The organism is Chryseotalea sp. WA131a (assembly GCA_025370075.1).
Taxonomy (GTDB): Bacteria; Bacteroidota; Bacteroidia; order Cytophagales; family Cyclobacteriaceae; genus ELB16-189.
In genome coordinates, this window is the sequence record CP073016.1 from 3,914,365 (window position 1) to 3,931,308 (window position 16,944).

The window sequence follows — 16,944 nt, forward strand, 5'->3', positions numbered from 1 at the left end:
TTAAGGATCCTTAAATTCGGTCAGATTTTCTGACAAAATACATGGACTATAAAATCGAATTTACCGATAAGAAATCACCCCCTGGTCGGGTATACTTATGCTCAATAAAATGCTTGACAAAATGGATTTCGACAGTTTCCTTGAAGGGTTGGGATTGCCCAGGCAAGGATCCATCCCGGTTATCCATACGATCAACTCATCAAGCAGTTTACGAACAGCCAGCGGCTTCGTATCAATGGTTTTTAAAAAATTTGCAGTTCACTAACCTTAAATGTGGACATTTAAGGCACAAGTGTCGCGCACACCAACGAACATGCGGAAGACTTGCGCTAGTACGGGCCAGTACGGAGGGGTATTCGAAAATCGTAACGCAACACCAACGCATCTAAGTTGAACAAAGCAGTTTAAAGGTAAAGAAGGGGCGAAAGCCTTTTTTTCCTAGGCTGGATTGCCCTGATAGCGCACCTACTTTTTACTGTTATCCATAAGCAAGTGAAAGAATGTGAACAGTTTAGGAGTAATGGACATTTATTAGGCTGTTTTTTAGACACAGTTTATGACTATGGTCAGCATGGCTTCAAACAATTTAGGTTCCTACATCTGTTTTGTATCCATGTTATCCATGCGAAATAAATTATCGGCCCCCCAGCTTGAGGTTAATAAAATCCAGCTTGATATGTTTGTGGCCATTAAAGGGGGTGTTCTTCAAAGCATAGAAAAATCCCCTTAATTTTAACCTATTAACCCTTTATAACACTTACTGAAAATTGGTCGGATGACATTAATTGATAATTATAAACGTAAAAAGTTTGGTTCCTACAACTTGCTTACTGCTTACTGCCTACTGCCTACTTTTTTACTAATCCTATTCTCGACCACCGCACTCTCCCAATCTCTTCAAACCATCGTGCAACGCGGCCACGAGCTTGCTATATTGTCAATCGCTATAAGTCCAGACAGTAATTATGTTGCCACAGGAAGTCGTGATAAATCGGCTAAACTTTGGGAGTTGAGCACTGGACGAGAAGTGCGTAGTTTTTTAGGTCATCAAGCATCTATCAATGATTTAGAATTTAGTCGCGATGGCAAACTTCTCATCACAGCAAACGGAGATGGCACCGCGAAAATTTGGGAGGTGGGCACTGGCAAAGAAATCCTTTCGGTTAAGCCCGATGAAGAGCGGGTCACGGATGTGACTTTCGATCCCAAAGGAAAATTTTTTGTTACCGTTGGTTTTGGGCGAAAGGCTCGCGTATGGGCGTATCCTTTTAAAGAATTGCTCAAGGAGTTTGATGCCGATGGCTATGCAGGCTCTGGCGGATTGATTCACGTTGCCATCAGTCCGAACAGTGAATGGTTGGCCATTGGTGAAGACGGTTTTACAGCAAATGTGTATAAAACTTCTACTTGGCAAAAAGTATGGACATTTAATCAATCAATCCTTCACTCCTCTTGCGGGGGTTGTTATACCGATATTGACTTTACTCCCGATAGTCAGTATTTAGTGAAAGCCTCCAATCATGATTTGGTTGCGAAGTACGACTTGACTACTGGCAAGCAAGTGCTGCAATACAAAAAGCAAATAGACGATTTAAAGTCGGTTACGTTTAGCAAGGATGGAAAAAGAATGGCCCTTTGCACAGAAAAGGAAGTGATAATTTATGACAGTAAAGGCGACTCACTAAAAACGATTCGTCCAGATACTGAAGGGGACATCAACCAAGCAAAGTTTACAACCGATGGTAAGCAGTTGCTAATCGCTTCCGATCAAAACATAGTGTTAGTTTACGATGTAGCAAGTGGTAAAAAGAAAAGTGAGTTAACAGGTTTTTTGAATAAGAGAGATAAAGGCGGATTGGCCTACGACCCTAATTCGTATTGGGACTCTTATATTGCTAAATATGTTCGCTTCAAAAATAATTTATTGTTGAGCCGCGACAATAAAACATTGCTCAAGGGCAAGTTTGGAGACAAAATTAAACGGTGGGATATTGCTTCGGGCAAAACAGAGATGGAGTATGTGGGGCACACCAAGGCCGCTTTGTGTTATCAATACAATCGAGACGGAAAGCTATTGCTATCCGGAGGAGGGGATGGAACAATTATTTTGTGGAATGCTCAAACAGGTGATACCATTCGCACCATTGAGTCATATCGCGAACCAGTTTTTGATATTCACTTTAGCAGTGATGAAACACAGATTTTGAGTAGCAGTTGGGATGGCACATTGAAAATTCACGATGTGGTCACGGGCAAAAGGCTGCATTTGTTTGAGTTGAAGGAAGGTTCTGCCTATCAATCACAATTCAGCAGAAATGGATTGTATGTTTTTACCGCAACCCTTAAAGAAGGTACAGATCGATTGCAAATGCGGGAAATTGATACCAAAAAAATCATTCGCACCTTTGAAGGCCATACCGATGCCATTTCTTCGTTGCAGGTTTCAGCAGACGGAAAAAGATTGTTGACCGCCAGTTGGGATGGCTCCGTACGCCAATGGGATGTAGTGACTGGTTTCGCGGATTTTAAGTTGCTCGGTCATATAGGCGCAGTGCATGTTGCTCTTTATAGCAGTGCAGAGAAAAATATTTTTAGTGCCGGTGCCGATCGAGTCATTCGCCTTTGGGACGTAGCCACAGGAAAAGTCATCCAAACATTGGAAGGCCACACGGCAGAGATCACCAGTTTACAATTAACATCGGATGAAAAAATGCTCATTAGCCACAGCTTGGATGGTACTACTAAGTTTTGGGATTTGAGTACGGGCAAAGAATTTTTTGAGCACATCCATTTTGGTGAGAAAGAGTGGATGGTGAAAAATGCGGAGGGCTATTTTAATGGCACCGATCAGGCGCGCCAATACATTCACTTTGTAGATGGCATGAAAACCTATTCGGCCGATCAGTTTTTCAATGAATATTACCGACCCGATTTGCTCCCAAAAATTTTTCAAAAAAGAGGTGGCGATGATGGCGCGAAGGGCATTCAAGGTAAACTGCAAAAGTCGCCACCGCCTACTGTTCGCGTAGCCATTGTACCCACAGCCGATGAAAGCAAGGCACAGATTTATGTTCGGGTGGTAGACAATGGGGGTGGCGCGCAAAACCTTAAATTGTTTCACAACGGCAAGTCGGTTTCAATTGATAAGGCCTTTGTGTTGCCAAAAGGCAAAGATGAACAGAACACCTATCACCAACTTATTTCGTTGGTGGGAGGTAACAATGTATTTATGGCTACGGCCGCCAACAAAGATAGAATAGAAGCCGATCCGCACTCAGCCGAAATTTTTTCCGAAGTGGTAACCAAAACAAGTACCTGCTATGTGTTGGCAGTGGGTATCAATCAGTACAAAAATCCGCGCATGACGTTGAATTACGCTCGGCCCGATGCCGAGTCGTTTGAAAAAATGGTGGATCATCAAACGGGGCTTTACAAAAACATAGAAGTACACACGCTCTTTGATTCGGATGCTACTCGGGTGTCCATCTTAGCAAAACTGGAAGAGCTCTCTACAAAGATCAATCAAGAAGACGTATTTATATTTTATTATGCTGGCCACGGCAGCATGGTAGACGATCGTTTCTTTTTTATCCCCAGTGAAAGTGCTCGCTTGTATGATTTAAGTTCGCTGCAAAAAGAAGCCATTGAAGCATCGGTCATCCAAGACAAATTCAAAAACATAAAAGCCTTAAAGCAATTGATAGTGATGGATGCGTGCCAATCGGGTGGCTCGGTAGAATTATTGGCTACGCGCGGTGCAGCGGAAGAAAAAGCCATTGCCCAACTCTCGCGCAGCGCGGGCATACACGTGATGGCCTCCGCAGGCAGCGAGCAATTTGCGACTGAGTTTGCCGAGCTTGGCCACGGGCTGTTTACTTATCTATTGGTAAAAGCCTTGCAAGGCGATGCGGATGGCGCGCCTAAAGATGGTAAAGTGACGATCTATGAATTGAAATCGTATCTGGATGACCAAGTGCCTGAGATGACGCGCAAACTGAAAGGCAAACCACAGTATCCTTACACCTTTTCGCGCGGACAAGATTTTCCGGTGGTGATACAGAATTGAACATGGCATTCGATAAAAGGCTACCTTCGTACAACAAAATCCATTTTATGATACATGGCGGAAGCAACCCGAGCTAAATTTTTTTTGGTCAAGTATTTTTTCTTAGGCAACGCACTACTGCTGCTGATTGCATCCACTTTGTTCTTTCTACAAAATTCAGAATCACCAAAAGGAAAAGCTGTGTCCTTTATTCTATTGGCAGCAGGACTGATTTTTATTTCGCTTCACTTTATGATTGCCAGCGACATTAAAAAAGTGGCCATCAGCAAAAAGAAAATTTCGATTGTGGACAAAGGCAAAGTAAAGAGCTATTATTGGGAAGATGTGAAGTCAATCAAATTTATCCCGTTCATTAACATGTACCGTGCTTATTTAAAAAAGAAACGCAAGGTGTATTTCCTTCCACCAAACAATAGCGAAGCACTCTTCGGCATGTTTATAGGAAAACAAGATTTTATCCCAAAGAAGGTTGGCAAGATAGCTAGGCGCTAATGCGCAAACCCCAACACAAAATATCCAACTCCCATCTCTTACTTCAAAACCCCCAACTCTTTCCCAACTTCCGTAAAGGCTTTGATGGCTTTATCTAAATGATGCTTTTCATGCCCAGCAGAAATTTGAACGCGAATCCTCGCTTTGCCCTTGGCCACCACCGGATAGAAAAACCCGATCACATAAATTCCTTTTTCCAGCAATCGCTCGGCAAACTTTTGTGCGAGTGGCGCCTCATATAACATAATAGGCACAATGGGGTGCACGCCAGGTTTTATGTCAAATCCAGCCTTGGTCATTTCTTCACGGAAGTATTTTGTATTTTGCTCAAGCTTATCGCGAAGAGCAGTTGTTTCGGAAAGCATGTTAAACACTTCAATGCTCGCGCCCACAATGGCAGGTGCCAATGTATTGGAAAACAAATAGGGCCTTGAACGCTGACGAAGCATTTCAATGATTTCTTTTCGCCCAGATGTAAAGCCACCCATCGCTCCGCCCAGTGCCTTGCCCAGCGTTCCTGTGATAATGTCTACTCTGCCCACTACTCCACAATGCTCGGGCACACCACGACCTGTTTTGCCCAAGAAGCCGGACGAATGACATTCGTCCGTCATCACCAACGCTTGGAATTCATCCGCCAAGTCACAGATTTTATCAAGTTGCGCAATGGTTCCATCCATGGAAAAGGCTCCGTCTGTTACGATAACGATTTGCTGCGCTCCTGCTTTCCGTGCTTCCTCCAATTGCGTTTTTAAATCCGCCATATCGTTGTGCTTGTAGCGATAGCGCATGGCTTTGCACAAACGCACGCCATCAATGATCGAAGCATGATTTAATTCATCAGAAATAATGGCATCCTTTTCGCCAAACAGTGGCTCAAACACTCCGCCATTGGCATCAAAAGCGGCCGCGTACAAAATGGTATCTTCTGTACCTAAAAAGTCGGCAATCTTTTTCTCTAATTCCTTGTGAATGTCTTGCGTGCCGCAGATAAATCGCACCGATGACATGCCAAACCCGTGTGTATCGATAGCCTTTTTTGCTGCTGCAATTACCCTAGGATGAGATGACAAGCCCAAATAATTGTTTGCACAAAAATTGATTACCTCTTTTCCATCGCTGGTTTTAATGTCGGCTGCCTGCGGGGTAGTGATAATGCGTTCTTTTTTGAATAAGCCAGCTTCGCGAATGGCGTTGAGTTCTTTCTCTAAAACGGGTTGCAAGGTTTTGTACATAGTATTAAAATTTGGGCAAATCTACAATCGTATTTCGTAAATCGTAAATCATAATTTTCTGATAACTTCGCGCCTTCATTCGTTTGAAAATGAAGAAAACAAAGGTTTTATTGATTGGTGCTGGCGGCCAGCTTGGCTCTGAACTTACCCAGGGGCTTTGGAAAATCTACGGTCAAGAAAATGTAATTGCTTCCGACATAAAAGATGCCCAGGGCATTTTAAAAGAAGGCCCCTACGAAAAGTTTGATGTGATGCAGCGTGATAAACTTTTTGACCTCATCAAAAAAAACGGCATCACTCAAATCTATCACTTGGCCGCGTTGCTTTCTGCCACTGGCGAGAAAGATCCGCGATGGGCATGGAAGTTGAACATGGAAAGCTTGCTCTTTGTGTTGGAAGCCGCCCACGAATTGAAATTGCACAAAGTTTATTGGCCTAGTTCTATTGCCGCCTTCGGCCCAACAACACCTAAACAAAATACACCTCAAGATACCATCATGGACCCCAGCACGGTGTATGGCATTACTAAATTGGCAGGCGAACTTTGGTGCGAATACTATTTTAGACGATACGGTGTAGATGTAAGGAGCTTGCGGTATCCCGGATTGATTGGTTATAAAACGCCACCCGGTGGCGGCACTACTGATTATGCAGTAGACATTTATTTCAAGGCATTGAAAGAAAAAAAATACGAATGCTTTTTAGCTGCCGATACTTATTTGCCGATGATGTACATGGACGATGCCGTAAAAGCAACCATCGATTTGATGGAAGCACCGGCTGAAAAAGTAAAGGTGCGCACCAGCTATAACATTGGCGCAATGAGCTTTTGCCCTGCTCAAGTGGCCGCTACTATTAAAAAGCACATTCCTGATTTTAGCATTACCTATAAACCAGACTTTCGCCAAGCCATTGCCGATTCGTGGCCAAAGTCAATTGACGATTCTTCAGCACGCAGTGATTGGGGCTGGAAAAATAAATTTGGACTGGATGAGATGACCAGCGATATACTTCATAATTTACAACTGAATCCTCAGTTTCTAGATTAATGTCCAAACTCAAATCATTAGCAGGCGAAACAGTGCTTTACGGCCTTGGCAGTATGTTGCCGCGTTTTCTAAATTTTTTGCTCGTTTCCCTCCATACCAAAAGCATGTTTTCAAGAGCGGAATATGGAGAACTTACATACCTGCTTTCCATTGTTGCAGTAATCAACGTGGTGTACATGTTTGGTATGGAGACTGCCTTTTTTCGGTTCTCCAATCAACCCGATGCCAATAAGGCAAAAGTTTTTCGTTTGGCGCAAACTGTGGTAGTGAGCATCAGTATCTTTTGCTCGATCATTTTTATTGGCTCCTCATCATTTATTGCAAGTCAGGTTGGGCAAGCCAACCATCAAGAGTTTGTGGTGTGGCTTACGCTGATCATGCTTATTGATGCTTCCGTGGCCATTCCGTTTGCTCAGTTGCGGCTTCAAAAAAAGGCCAAGCTCTTTGCCGTTGCCAAAATTGTAAATGTTTTGGTATTGATTGCGCTCAATTATTATTTTTTAAAAATAGCTTATCGTCCAAGCGTAGGCATTGGGTATGTCTTTTTAGCCAACCTTATTGCCAATTCGTTTTTTCTACTGTTCTTTTTTAAGTCATTGATTACATGGCGACCTGAATGGGACACAACCTTATCTCCTGCCATGTTGCGCTACGCCTATCCGGTAATGTTAACGGGGTTGGCCGGAATGACCAATGAGTTTTTTTCACGAACAACATTAGGCTATTGGTTGCCACCCAATTTTTATGGAAGTATGAGCAACCAAGAAGCGCTCGGGATTTTTGGAGCTTGCTACAAATTTGCCGTATTCATGAACTTGGGCATCCAAGCATTTCGCTATGCCGCAGAGCCGTTCTTTTTTTCGAATGCCTCCGATAAAAAATCTCCCGAGTTGTTTGCCAAAGTCAATCATTACTTTGTGATGCTGGGTTGTATCGTGCTGCTCGGTGTGAGCATCAACCTTGACCTCATCAAGCATTTTATTGGCGATAACTTTTGGGATGGCTTGGCCATTGTTCCCATTCTGTTATTGGCCTATTTGTTTTTAGGTATCTATTACAACATCAGCATTTGGTTTAAACTCACCAATCAAACGCATGTTGGCACTTTCATCACCATCTTGGGTGTATTGGTTACGGTAGTGGCCAATTACCTTTTGATTCCTCGCTTTGGTTACATGGGTAGCAGTTGGGCAGCGCTTTTGTGCTACGCAGTCATGACACTTGCTTGTTATGCATGGGGTCAAAAATATCATCCCATTCCGTATTCAGTAGGTAAAGATCTGATCTACATTTTTTCAACCATGCTGGTGGTGTATTTGGTGTATGCAATTGAAATATCCAATCAATATCTATCATCGCTTTTTCATATCGGAGTCACGGTTTTATTTGTTGGAATCGTTTACCTCTTTTCACGAAATGATTTGAAACAATCTATCTAACCAATAGCTTTTGAAAGCTTGATTAATTCGCTTAAAATCAGAAAATTCGGTTAATTTTGCTGGTTCAAAAAAGACAAATTCACTTGGCTAGTTGTAGTCTCCGTACGCTTTATTTTTTAGCACTGTTGTTGGTGGGCACGGGCGCTTTGGCACAACGCGATAAAAAGAAAAAACCAACCGATTTGTCAGAGGCCGCCAAGTGGGTGGAGGCCGAGGCCGCCTTTACCGAAGGCGAAAAATATTATGTGCTGGAAGATTACTCAAAATCGCTTCTTTATTTTTTAAAAGCTTCCGAACTAAATCCAACCAATGCCGCCATCTATTTTAAATTGGCCGATGTGCTTTCTAAAAGCGAACGAGATGAAGATGTTAAGAAAGCAGCCGTCAATATTGAACAAGCCATCCGAATCGACAGAAAAAATCAATACTTCTATCAACTTGCCGTAGCCATCTACAACCGATTGGGCAACTTTGCTAAATCGGCTAGCACTATTGAAAGTTTAATGAAGGAGGTGCCAGGTAATGAAGACCAGCTTTATGAACTGGCTGCCATTTATTTGTTTGACCGAAAGGAAGAAGAGGCCATTAAAATTTATAACCGTGCCGAATCATTTTTTGGGATCACCGAAACATCAAGCTTACAAAAGCAACACATTTTTTTAGATCAAGGAAGAATTAATGAAGCATTTGCCGAGGGAGAAAAATTGATTCGCGCTTTTCCTGAAGAGGAGCGTTATGTTTTGGCGTATGCAGAAATGCTTTCACAAAACAACCAACGAGACAAGGGGATTTTCACCTTGGAAAATTACTTGAGAGAAAATGCTGAATCGTCAGGCGCCAAAATGTTGTTGGCTGGTTTTTACCGTGATGGCGGGCAAGAAGCGAAAGCCACTCAATTGATGGAAAGCATTTTCGATGATCCACATACCAATGTAAACAATAAAGTGATTATGCTTGGTGCGCTGCAAGCAGACTTGGCTCAGAAAAAGCAACAAAAGGAAAATGCACAGTCGCTTCAAGAACTTTTGGTGAAATTATTTGAAAAGGCCGAGAAGGATTCTCCTACTGACGCTACTTTGCAAATGGTAGGGGGTGATATTTACATTACTATAGAACAACCCACAATAGCCAAAGCACATTATGCAAAAGCTGCGCGCTTTGGTATCACTAATTTTGAAGCTTGGCAAAGGCTGTTGTATCTAGAAACGGAAGCCAACGAATTAGATAGTGTGATTCAGCATGCCGATCAGGCACTTGAGTATTTCCCGAATCAATCCATGGTCTATTATTTTAAAGGGTATGCGCACTTGCGCAAACGAGAATTCTCTTATGCGGTCAACTCCCTGGAACAAGCGAAAAAGTTGTCTACCTCCAATCCGGGAGTGGTCATGGAAGTAAACGCGTGGTTGGGCGATGCTTACCAAGCGCTGAAGCAATACGATAAATCAGCGAAGTCTTACGAAGAAGTATTAGCCACCAATCCTGATAATGACATTGTGCTGAATAATTACAGCTACTACTTGGCTTTGCGGAAAGCGGATTTAGAAAAAGCGGAAAGAATGTCCACCCAGTTGGTTAAGAAGCATCCTGAAAACGCTGCTTATTTAGATACACACGCATGGGTATTGTATTCGCGCGAAAAATACCGTGAAGCAAAAAAAATTATGGAAAAGGCCATTCAAACGGGCAATGCTTCTGCAGCCCACTTTGAACACTATGGTGATATTCTTTTTAAATTGGGTGATGTGGAGGCTGCGGTAGCGCAATGGAAGAAAGCAAAGACACTCGACCAGAACAATGAGTTTATAGACAAAAAAATTGCCAACCGAAAAATATTGTAACGTGCGATTATATTCCTCCATCAAAACGGGTATCTGCTCGCTAGGTTTAGCAGGGTTGTTGCTTCTGAGCAGTTGTAGCAGAAAAGTGATACCCGTAGCGCCTCCCGCTGCCAGCATCGATATTCAAGAAATTGATTTTGAATATTTGCATGGCAAAGCGCGATTATCTTATCGCGACAATACCAGAGAACGCGAGGTAAAGGCAAACATCCGCATCCGAAAAGACAGCGTGATTTGGATGTCGTTCTCTGTCATTGGTGTGCAAGGTGGCAAAGCGTTGATCAATAAAGACTCCATCACTATTTTGAGTAATGTGGAGAAGGAATATTATGTATTTGATTATGCTGAGCTTTCGAAGCGTTTTAATTTTAAAATTAATTACTATGTTATTCAGTCGGCCATGTTGGGGAATCCCATTGTGCCCAAAAGCCCCGATGATCGAATCACCACAAATGAAACCTATAATCAGCTAACCCAACAGATAGGTTTGGTTTCCATCAAGAACCAAATTAACAAGACCTCCAAGAAACTAGAACAGGTTGAATTAAATGAATCAGCTACCGGTAATCTACTGAAAATCAATTACGCTGATTTTCAACCCGTGGGCGAAAAACTTTTTCCGTATAAAAGTGTAATTGATATTCTCTACAAGAGCGTTAAGGGTTTGGTGAACAATACCATCGTAATTGAATATAACAAAGCCGAGGTGGGTGATAAAGAGCTGCGTTTCCCATTCAAGATACCGAATCGCTATGACCGCAGGTAAGCCTATTTTTTTTGCCCTTGTATTTTTTTGCTCGGTCTCTCTCTATGCCCAAAAAACAAAGACGCAACTGCAGCGCGAAAAGCAGGAGAACCTTGAAAAAATAAAGGAGACAGAACGCATTCTGACAGAAACGACTACCGAGAAGAAAAATTCCATTGGCGAATTGCGTGCGCTAAACAAACGAATTGAGCAACAAGAAGTGTTGATGGTTTCCATCAATTCTGAAATAGGGCTTTTGAATTACGACATTGATGAGAATAATCAAATCATTGATGCGCTTTCGCATGATGTGGAAAAATTAAAGGAAGAATATGCATCCATGATTTTTGCGGCACAAAAAGCGAGCGGTAAAATTGATAAGCTTACTTTTTTGTTTTCGGCCACTTCTTTCGACCAATTAATGATGCGTTTAAAGTACATGGAGCAATACGGTAAAGCCAGGCAAGAACAAGGCGAGGCGATTGCTCGTGTGCAAAAAGTACTGGGCGACCAAGTGAGACAAATTGAAGCTAGGCGACAAGAAAAACAAAGCCTATTGGATGAAGAAGAAAAGGAAAGTCAACAGCTATCAGGCCTTAAAAATAAAAAGAACACCTTGGTGAAATCGCTGGAGAAAGAAGAGAAACGACTCAAACGCGAATTGGCGGATACCAAAAAAGCGGTGGCAGAGTTAGATGATTTGATTGCCAAACTTATCAAAGAAGAGATGGAACGGGCCATAGCCGAGGCCAAGCGCTTGCGAGAGCTAAAAGCCAAAGCCAATAAAAAGGCCGAAGAGGTAAAAGAAGAAGAGGATGCAGTTGCCAACATTGCTCTCTCCAATTCATTTGAAGAAAACAAAGCAAAATTTCCGTGGCCTGCAAGTGGATTTATTTCTCAGCGCTTTGGAAGGCAGATGCACCCCGTATTAAAGGGTATTGTGATACAAAACGATGGTATTAACATTCAAACCAAGCAAGGCGAAGCGGTGAAAACTATCTTTGGTGGCGAAGTGAAAAGAGTTGCCTTAATTGGTGGCCTTGGTACGGCTGTCATCATTGGGCACGGAGAGTTTTTTACCGTTTATGCAGGGCTAAAGGAAGTAACAGTAAAAACAGGGCAGAAAGTATCTCCAAATACCGAACTCGGAAAGGTAATTGCTACGGGGGAAGGAATTTCAGAATTGCGCTTCCAAATTTTTAAGAACACCACGCCACTTGATCCGCAGCAGTGGTTGCGGAATTAACTGGAATAAAAAAGGCGGGCTCCTCAGCCCGCCTTTACCCCAAAACCACCCCGCGCGCAGCGCGAGATGAACCCCACAAAACATCCTTGATCTTACGCAAGGACTTATCTTTATCCACCGTAGCTTAAGCGTAGGTGATTCATGTTTTTTTGATTCTTTCTTTAACTCATTTTTAATCTAGTGCTACAGCATTTGTAACATTAACGAAATCAAATTCAACTTCGTTTTTTAATTCAACGTAAATAATTGAATCCTTGTTCACTTTGCCTGCTAAAATTTGCTTCGACAGCTCATTTAAAATTTCGCGCTGCATCACTCGCTTCAAAGGCCGTGCCCCAAATTGCGGATCAAAACCAAGTTTTGCTAATCTGTCTAACGCTTCGTCTGAAATTTCCAGCTTTACGCCACTTTCCATTAAACGTTTTTGGATTTGCTTAAATTGTATTTCAGTTACTTTTCGAATGTCTTTTTTTGTTAACGGCCTAAACATGATGATTTCATCAATTCGGTTGATAAACTCTGGCCGAACGGATTTCTTTAAAAATTCAAGCACTTGATCTTTAGTCGTTTCGATTACCTCAAAATAATTTTCGTCCGTTATTTTTTCAAAATTCTCTTGAATGATAGCCGATCCAATGTTGGTTGTCATGATAATGATCGTGTTCTTAAAGTTTGCTATCCGACCTTTATTGTCGGTTAGGCGACCTTCGTCCAGCACCTGCAATAAAATATTGAACACATCGGGGTGAGCTTTTTCAATTTCGTCCAGCAAAATCACCGAATACGGTTTCCTTCGCACGGCTTCCGTCAATTGCCCGCCTTCATCATACCCAACATAGCCGGGGGGCGCACCAATCAATCGGCTCACGCTGTGCCGCTCTTGATACTCGCTCATATCTATGCGCACCATGGCGTTGTCATCGTTAAACAAATAATCGGCCAGTGCTTTCGATAATTCTGTTTTGCCCACGCCTGTGGTGCCCATGAATATAAATGAACCAATTGGGCGCTTTGGATCTTGCAATCCCGCACGACTTCTGCGCACCGCGTCACTCAGTGCTTTAATGGCTTCTTCCTGGCCAGCCACACGCTTGCTCAACTCTTGCTCTAGCGATAACAATTTTTCGCGTTCGCTTTGCAACATTTTTGAAACAGGTATGCCCGTCCACTTGGCAACAATTTCGGCAATGTCTTCGCTGTCTACTTCTTCTTTTAAGAGTGAATCTTCTTTTTGCATTTCTTTAATGCGCAATTGCATTTCTTTGATTCGCTTCTCGGCCTCTACCATTTTTCCATACCGTATCTCTGCTACTTTTCCGTAGTCGCCAGCTTTTTCGGCATGCTCTGCTTCTAGTTTTAATTTTTCCATCGCCTCTTTTTCCCACCGAATGCCCTGCACCACTTCCTTTTCACTTTCCCACTTTGCTTTCAGTGAATTGCGTTGTTCCGAAAGTTCTGCAATGTCCTTGCTTAACACTGCTTCTTTGTCTTTGTCTTTTTCCCTGCGAATGGCTTCGCGCTCAATTTCTAACTGCATGATCTTGCGGTTGAGTTCGTCCAATTCTTCAGGCAGCGAATCCATTTCCAACCGAAGTTTCGAGGCCGCTTCATCCATCAAGTCAATTGCCTTGTCGGGAAGAAAGCGATCGGAGATATAACGGCTCGAAAGTTCAACAGCAGAAATTACCGCATCGTCTTTTATCCGAACACCATGGTGCAATTCGTATTTGTCTTTGATCCCCCGAAGGATTGAAATAGAATCTTCCACCGATGGCTCGTCTACCATCACTGCTTGAAACCTGCGCTCTAAGGCTTTATCTTTTTCAATATATTTTTGATATTCCTTTAATGTTGTAGCCCCAATTGCATGGAGTTCACCACGAGCCAAAGCAGGTTTCAAAAGATTAGCGGCATCCATCGCACCTTCGCCACCGCCCGCACCAATCAAGGTGTGGATTTCATCAATGAACAAAATTATTTCTCCGTTCGAGTCGGTTACTTCTTTGATGACGGCTTTCAATCGTTCTTCAAACTCGCCCTTGTATTTGGCACCCGCCACCAGCAAACCCATATCAAGCGAAATCAAGATTTTGCTTTTTAGGTTTTCGGGCACATCGCCATTCACAATGCGCTGTGCCATACCTTCTACGATGGCGGTTTTGCCAACACCGGGCTCGCCTAATAGAATTGGATTGTTTTTGGTTCTACGTGATAAGATTTGCAGCACACGCCTGATCTCTTCATCGCGTCCGATCACTGGATCGATTTTACCTTTCTTTGCTAATTCGTTTAAGTTTTTGGAATAGCGCTCCAACGATTTGTATTTCGCTTCTGCATTTTGGTCTTTCACTGTAGCCCCACCGCGCAATTCTTGAATAGCTTTGATGAGGCTTTTTCGTTCGAAGCCAACATCTTTTAGGAGACTACCTACTTTGTCTTTTGTTTGTAGCAATGCCAACAGCAAATGCTCCACGGCTACATACTCATCTTTAAATTCAATGAGCTCTTTTTCTGCATTTTGCAAAACGGTGTTGGCCGCATTGGATAAATAAGATTGTTGACCTGAAACTTTTGGGTACGAGTTTATAATTTCATCTAACTTTGAATGTAGAATGCTTTCATTGATGTTCAGCTTTTTGAAAACATAATTGGTTACGTTCTCATCTGTTTCAATAATCGCTTTCAATAAATGCCCCGGCTCAATTGCTTGTTGTTGCAAGCCGGAAGCAATCTCAGACGACTTTTGCAAAGCCTCTTGCGATTTGATGTTGAATTTATCGAAGTTCATATGGGTAGTGATTAATTTTAATCGTCTGATTTTGCTCTAATAAACCATTCGGTATCAAATAAGTGTCCATCTAAATTTAGTCAAGCTTTTAAGAAAAATTGTCATTAAATTGAAGTGAATTCATCCAGCAACGGCCAAATTGACTTTGAAGTATGACAAAAAAAGCGTCAAATAAATCAAGTAGTAGATCAGCCACCTTATTAATTGAAGTAGCTTGGGAAGTGTGCAATCAAGTAGGAGGAATCTATACGGTTATTCGCTCGAAGGCACCCGCTATGATGCAGAATCATTCAGGGAACTATTGCATGGTAGGGCCATACCTTAATAAAAACATTCAAGCGGAATTGGAACCGATTGATGATGGCTCTGATATTTTTGGAATGGCGGCTACTAACTTAAGCAAGAAAGGCTATGAAGTTGTGTATGCCGAGTGGCTCATTACGGGTAAACCCCGCGTAGTGTTGGTCAATCCAAATGCCATTGAGGAAAAAGCGATGAGCGTGATTAAATATTTGCTTTGGAAGAACCATCAAATTGCGATACCGGAAGGCAACAAACTCATCGATCAAGTAATTGGGTTCGCTTACCTCACCAAATTATTTTTTGATGAAGTAGCTAAATTAATAACCACCGATCAGCCGGTGATCGGACATTTTCATGAGTGGATGGCAGGCTTACCCATCTTGGATATCAAACGAGAAGCCCAACCAATCAAAACCATTTTTACTACCCATGCCACCCAATTGGGGCGACATCTTGCGATTAACTCGCCTTTGTTTTATGCTCACTTGCCTTTTTTTAAGTGGGAAGAGGAAGCCGGAAAATTTGGCGTGGCCACCGAAGCAGCGATTGAATATGGCTGTGTACAGCGGTGCGATGTGATGACCACCGTGAGCGATGTAACCGCGCGTGAGTGCAAACACTTATTGAGGCGAAAGCCAGATGTGGTGTTGCCCAATGGATTGAACATTCAACGGTTTGAGGCACTTCATGAATTTCAAAATTTGCATGCTCGCTACAAAGAGCAAATCCATCAGTTTGTGATGGGGCATTTTTTTCATTCGTATTCGTTCGATCTCAATAAAACCATTTACTTTTTTACTTCGGGCCGATACGAGTACAAGAACAAAGGTTTTGATTTAACGCTGGAGGCACTGGTGCATTTGAATGAACAACTGAAACGCGAGCAATCCGAATACACAGTGGTGATGTTTTTTGTAACGAAGCGTGAGTTCTATAGTATCAAACCAGAAGTATTGCAATCGCGGGCGGTGATGGAGGAAATCCGGCAAACGTGCGAATCAATAGAAAGACAAGTTGGCAAGCGATTGTTTTTTGAAAGCACCATGCGGCAAGACCACCGCCTGCCAAACTTGAATGAATTTGTGGACGAATATTGGAAGTTGCGGTACCGCAGAACGATCCAATCTTGGAAAGGTGGAAACAAATTGCCGTTGCCCGTTACGCACAAGTTGGTAAATGAAGAACAAGATGATATCATTCAGTTTTTGTTGAGAAGAAATCTTTTAAATAGCGAAGAAGACAAAGTAAAAATTGTTTATCATCCTGATTTCATCAACTCCACTAACCCATTATTTGGAATGGATTACGGGCAATTTGTGCGGGGTTGTCACTTAGGAATTTTCCCCAGTTATTACGAGCCGTGGGGTTACACACCGTTGGAGTGTATGGCGAGCGGTGTTCCAGCAGTAACCAGCGATCTTAGTGGATTCGGAGATTACTTGCTCAGCAATATGCCCGATCATGAAAAAAGCGGCATGTTTGTGGTGGAGCGTGGGAAACGTACATTCGATTGGAGTGCCAAGCAACTAGCGGCATTTTTGTATAAGTTTTTGATCCAAGAGAGACGAGAACGTATTCAGCAGCGTAACAAAGTAGAAAATTATTCCGAAGCATTTGATTGGAAGAATTTGATTAAGTACTACGAAGAGGCGTATGAGTTGGCGCTCCGCCAAAGCCCATCTAGATCGGTCTGATTTTTTTGAATGAAGCTTCTTTTACTAATTTACGCATAATTTAGAG

The 16,944-nt window shown here is 42.5% G+C and carries 10 protein-coding genes; 8 read left to right on the forward strand and 2 right to left on the reverse strand.

Going from position 1 to position 16,944, the window contains the following annotated elements; genetic code table 11:
* Positions 1 to 775: 775 nt before the first annotated feature.
* Both KA713_17975 and KA713_17980 read left to right on the forward strand, forming a co-directional pair.
* Entirely contained in the window at positions 776 to 4,066 is a 3,291-nt protein-coding gene (locus tag KA713_17975) for a caspase family protein (GenBank protein UXE66318.1), read from the forward strand.
* A gap of 54 nt (positions 4,067 to 4,120) precedes the next feature.
* Positions 4,121 to 4,558 (forward strand): hypothetical protein, encoded by a 438-nt coding sequence (locus tag KA713_17980; protein ID UXE66319.1) that lies wholly within the window; start codon positions 4,121 to 4,123, stop codon positions 4,556 to 4,558.
* A gap of 38 nt (positions 4,559 to 4,596) precedes the next feature.
* Here KA713_17980 and kbl read toward each other — a convergent pair whose 3' ends face one another.
* Positions 4,597 to 5,793, reverse strand: a complete 1,197-nt coding sequence (gene kbl / locus KA713_17985; GenBank protein UXE66320.1) for a glycine C-acetyltransferase — start codon at positions 5,791 to 5,793, stop codon at positions 4,597 to 4,599.
* Between the two features lie 89 nt (positions 5,794 to 5,882).
* On the opposite strand from kbl, the gene KA713_17990 reads away from it, so the two are divergent.
* From KA713_17990 to KA713_18010, 5 genes are all read left to right on the forward strand, one after another.
* Complete coding sequence (locus KA713_17990; protein UXE66321.1) at positions 5,883 to 6,842, forward strand: NAD-dependent epimerase/dehydratase family protein; 960 nt, start codon at positions 5,883 to 5,885, stop codon at positions 6,840 to 6,842.
* Positions 6,842 to 8,281, forward strand: coding sequence for a lipopolysaccharide biosynthesis protein (locus KA713_17995; protein ID UXE66322.1), 1,440 nt, complete (start codon positions 6,842 to 6,844; stop codon positions 8,279 to 8,281). The genes KA713_17990 and KA713_17995 overlap by 1 nt, the downstream gene beginning before the upstream one ends.
* 83 nt (positions 8,282 to 8,364) lie before the next feature.
* Positions 8,365 to 10,122 (forward strand): tetratricopeptide repeat protein, encoded by a 1,758-nt coding sequence (locus KA713_18000; GenBank protein ID UXE66323.1) that lies wholly within the window; start codon positions 8,365 to 8,367, stop codon positions 10,120 to 10,122.
* 1 nt (position 10,123) lies between these two features.
* Positions 10,124 to 10,888: a DUF4292 domain-containing protein gene (locus tag KA713_18005; GenBank protein ID UXE66324.1), complete on the forward strand. Its 765-nt coding sequence runs from the start codon at positions 10,124 to 10,126 to the stop codon at positions 10,886 to 10,888.
* Positions 10,875 to 12,113: a peptidoglycan DD-metalloendopeptidase family protein gene (locus tag KA713_18010; GenBank protein UXE66325.1), complete on the forward strand. Its 1,239-nt coding sequence runs from the start codon at positions 10,875 to 10,877 to the stop codon at positions 12,111 to 12,113. The genes KA713_18005 and KA713_18010 overlap by 14 nt, the downstream gene beginning before the upstream one ends.
* Before the next feature lie 172 nt (positions 12,114 to 12,285).
* Here KA713_18010 and clpB read toward each other — a convergent pair whose 3' ends face one another.
* Complete coding sequence (gene clpB / locus KA713_18015) at positions 12,286 to 14,901, reverse strand: ATP-dependent chaperone ClpB (GenBank protein UXE66326.1); 2,616 nt, start codon at positions 14,899 to 14,901, stop codon at positions 12,286 to 12,288.
* 152 nt (positions 14,902 to 15,053) lie between these two features.
* Between clpB and KA713_18020 the strand changes: the two genes are divergently transcribed.
* Positions 15,054 to 16,898 carry a glycosyltransferase gene (locus KA713_18020; protein UXE66327.1) on the forward strand — a complete coding sequence of 615 codons (1,845 nt, stop codon included), beginning with the start codon at positions 15,054 to 15,056 and terminating at the stop codon, positions 16,896 to 16,898.
* Positions 16,899 to 16,944: the final 46 nt, after the last annotated feature.

Coding starts and splice junctions, on each gene's coding strand:
- KA713_17975 (UXE66318.1), top strand. CDS start 776: ATGACATTAATTGATAATTATAAACGTAAAAAGTTTGGTTCCTACAAC.
- KA713_17980 (UXE66319.1), top strand. CDS start 4,121: ATGGCGGAAGCAACCCGAGCTAAATTTTTTTTGGTCAAGTATTTTTTC.
- kbl (UXE66320.1), bottom strand. CDS start 5,793: ATGTACAAAACCTTGCAACCCGTTTTAGAGAAAGAACTCAACGCCATT.
- KA713_17990 (UXE66321.1), top strand. CDS start 5,883: ATGAAGAAAACAAAGGTTTTATTGATTGGTGCTGGCGGCCAGCTTGGC.
- KA713_17995 (UXE66322.1), top strand. CDS start 6,842: ATGTCCAAACTCAAATCATTAGCAGGCGAAACAGTGCTTTACGGCCTT.
- KA713_18010 (UXE66325.1), top strand. CDS start 10,875: ATGACCGCAGGTAAGCCTATTTTTTTTGCCCTTGTATTTTTTTGCTCG.
- clpB (UXE66326.1), bottom strand. CDS start 14,901: ATGAACTTCGATAAATTCAACATCAAATCGCAAGAGGCTTTGCAAAAG.
- KA713_18020 (UXE66327.1), top strand. CDS start 15,054: ATGACAAAAAAAGCGTCAAATAAATCAAGTAGTAGATCAGCCACCTTA.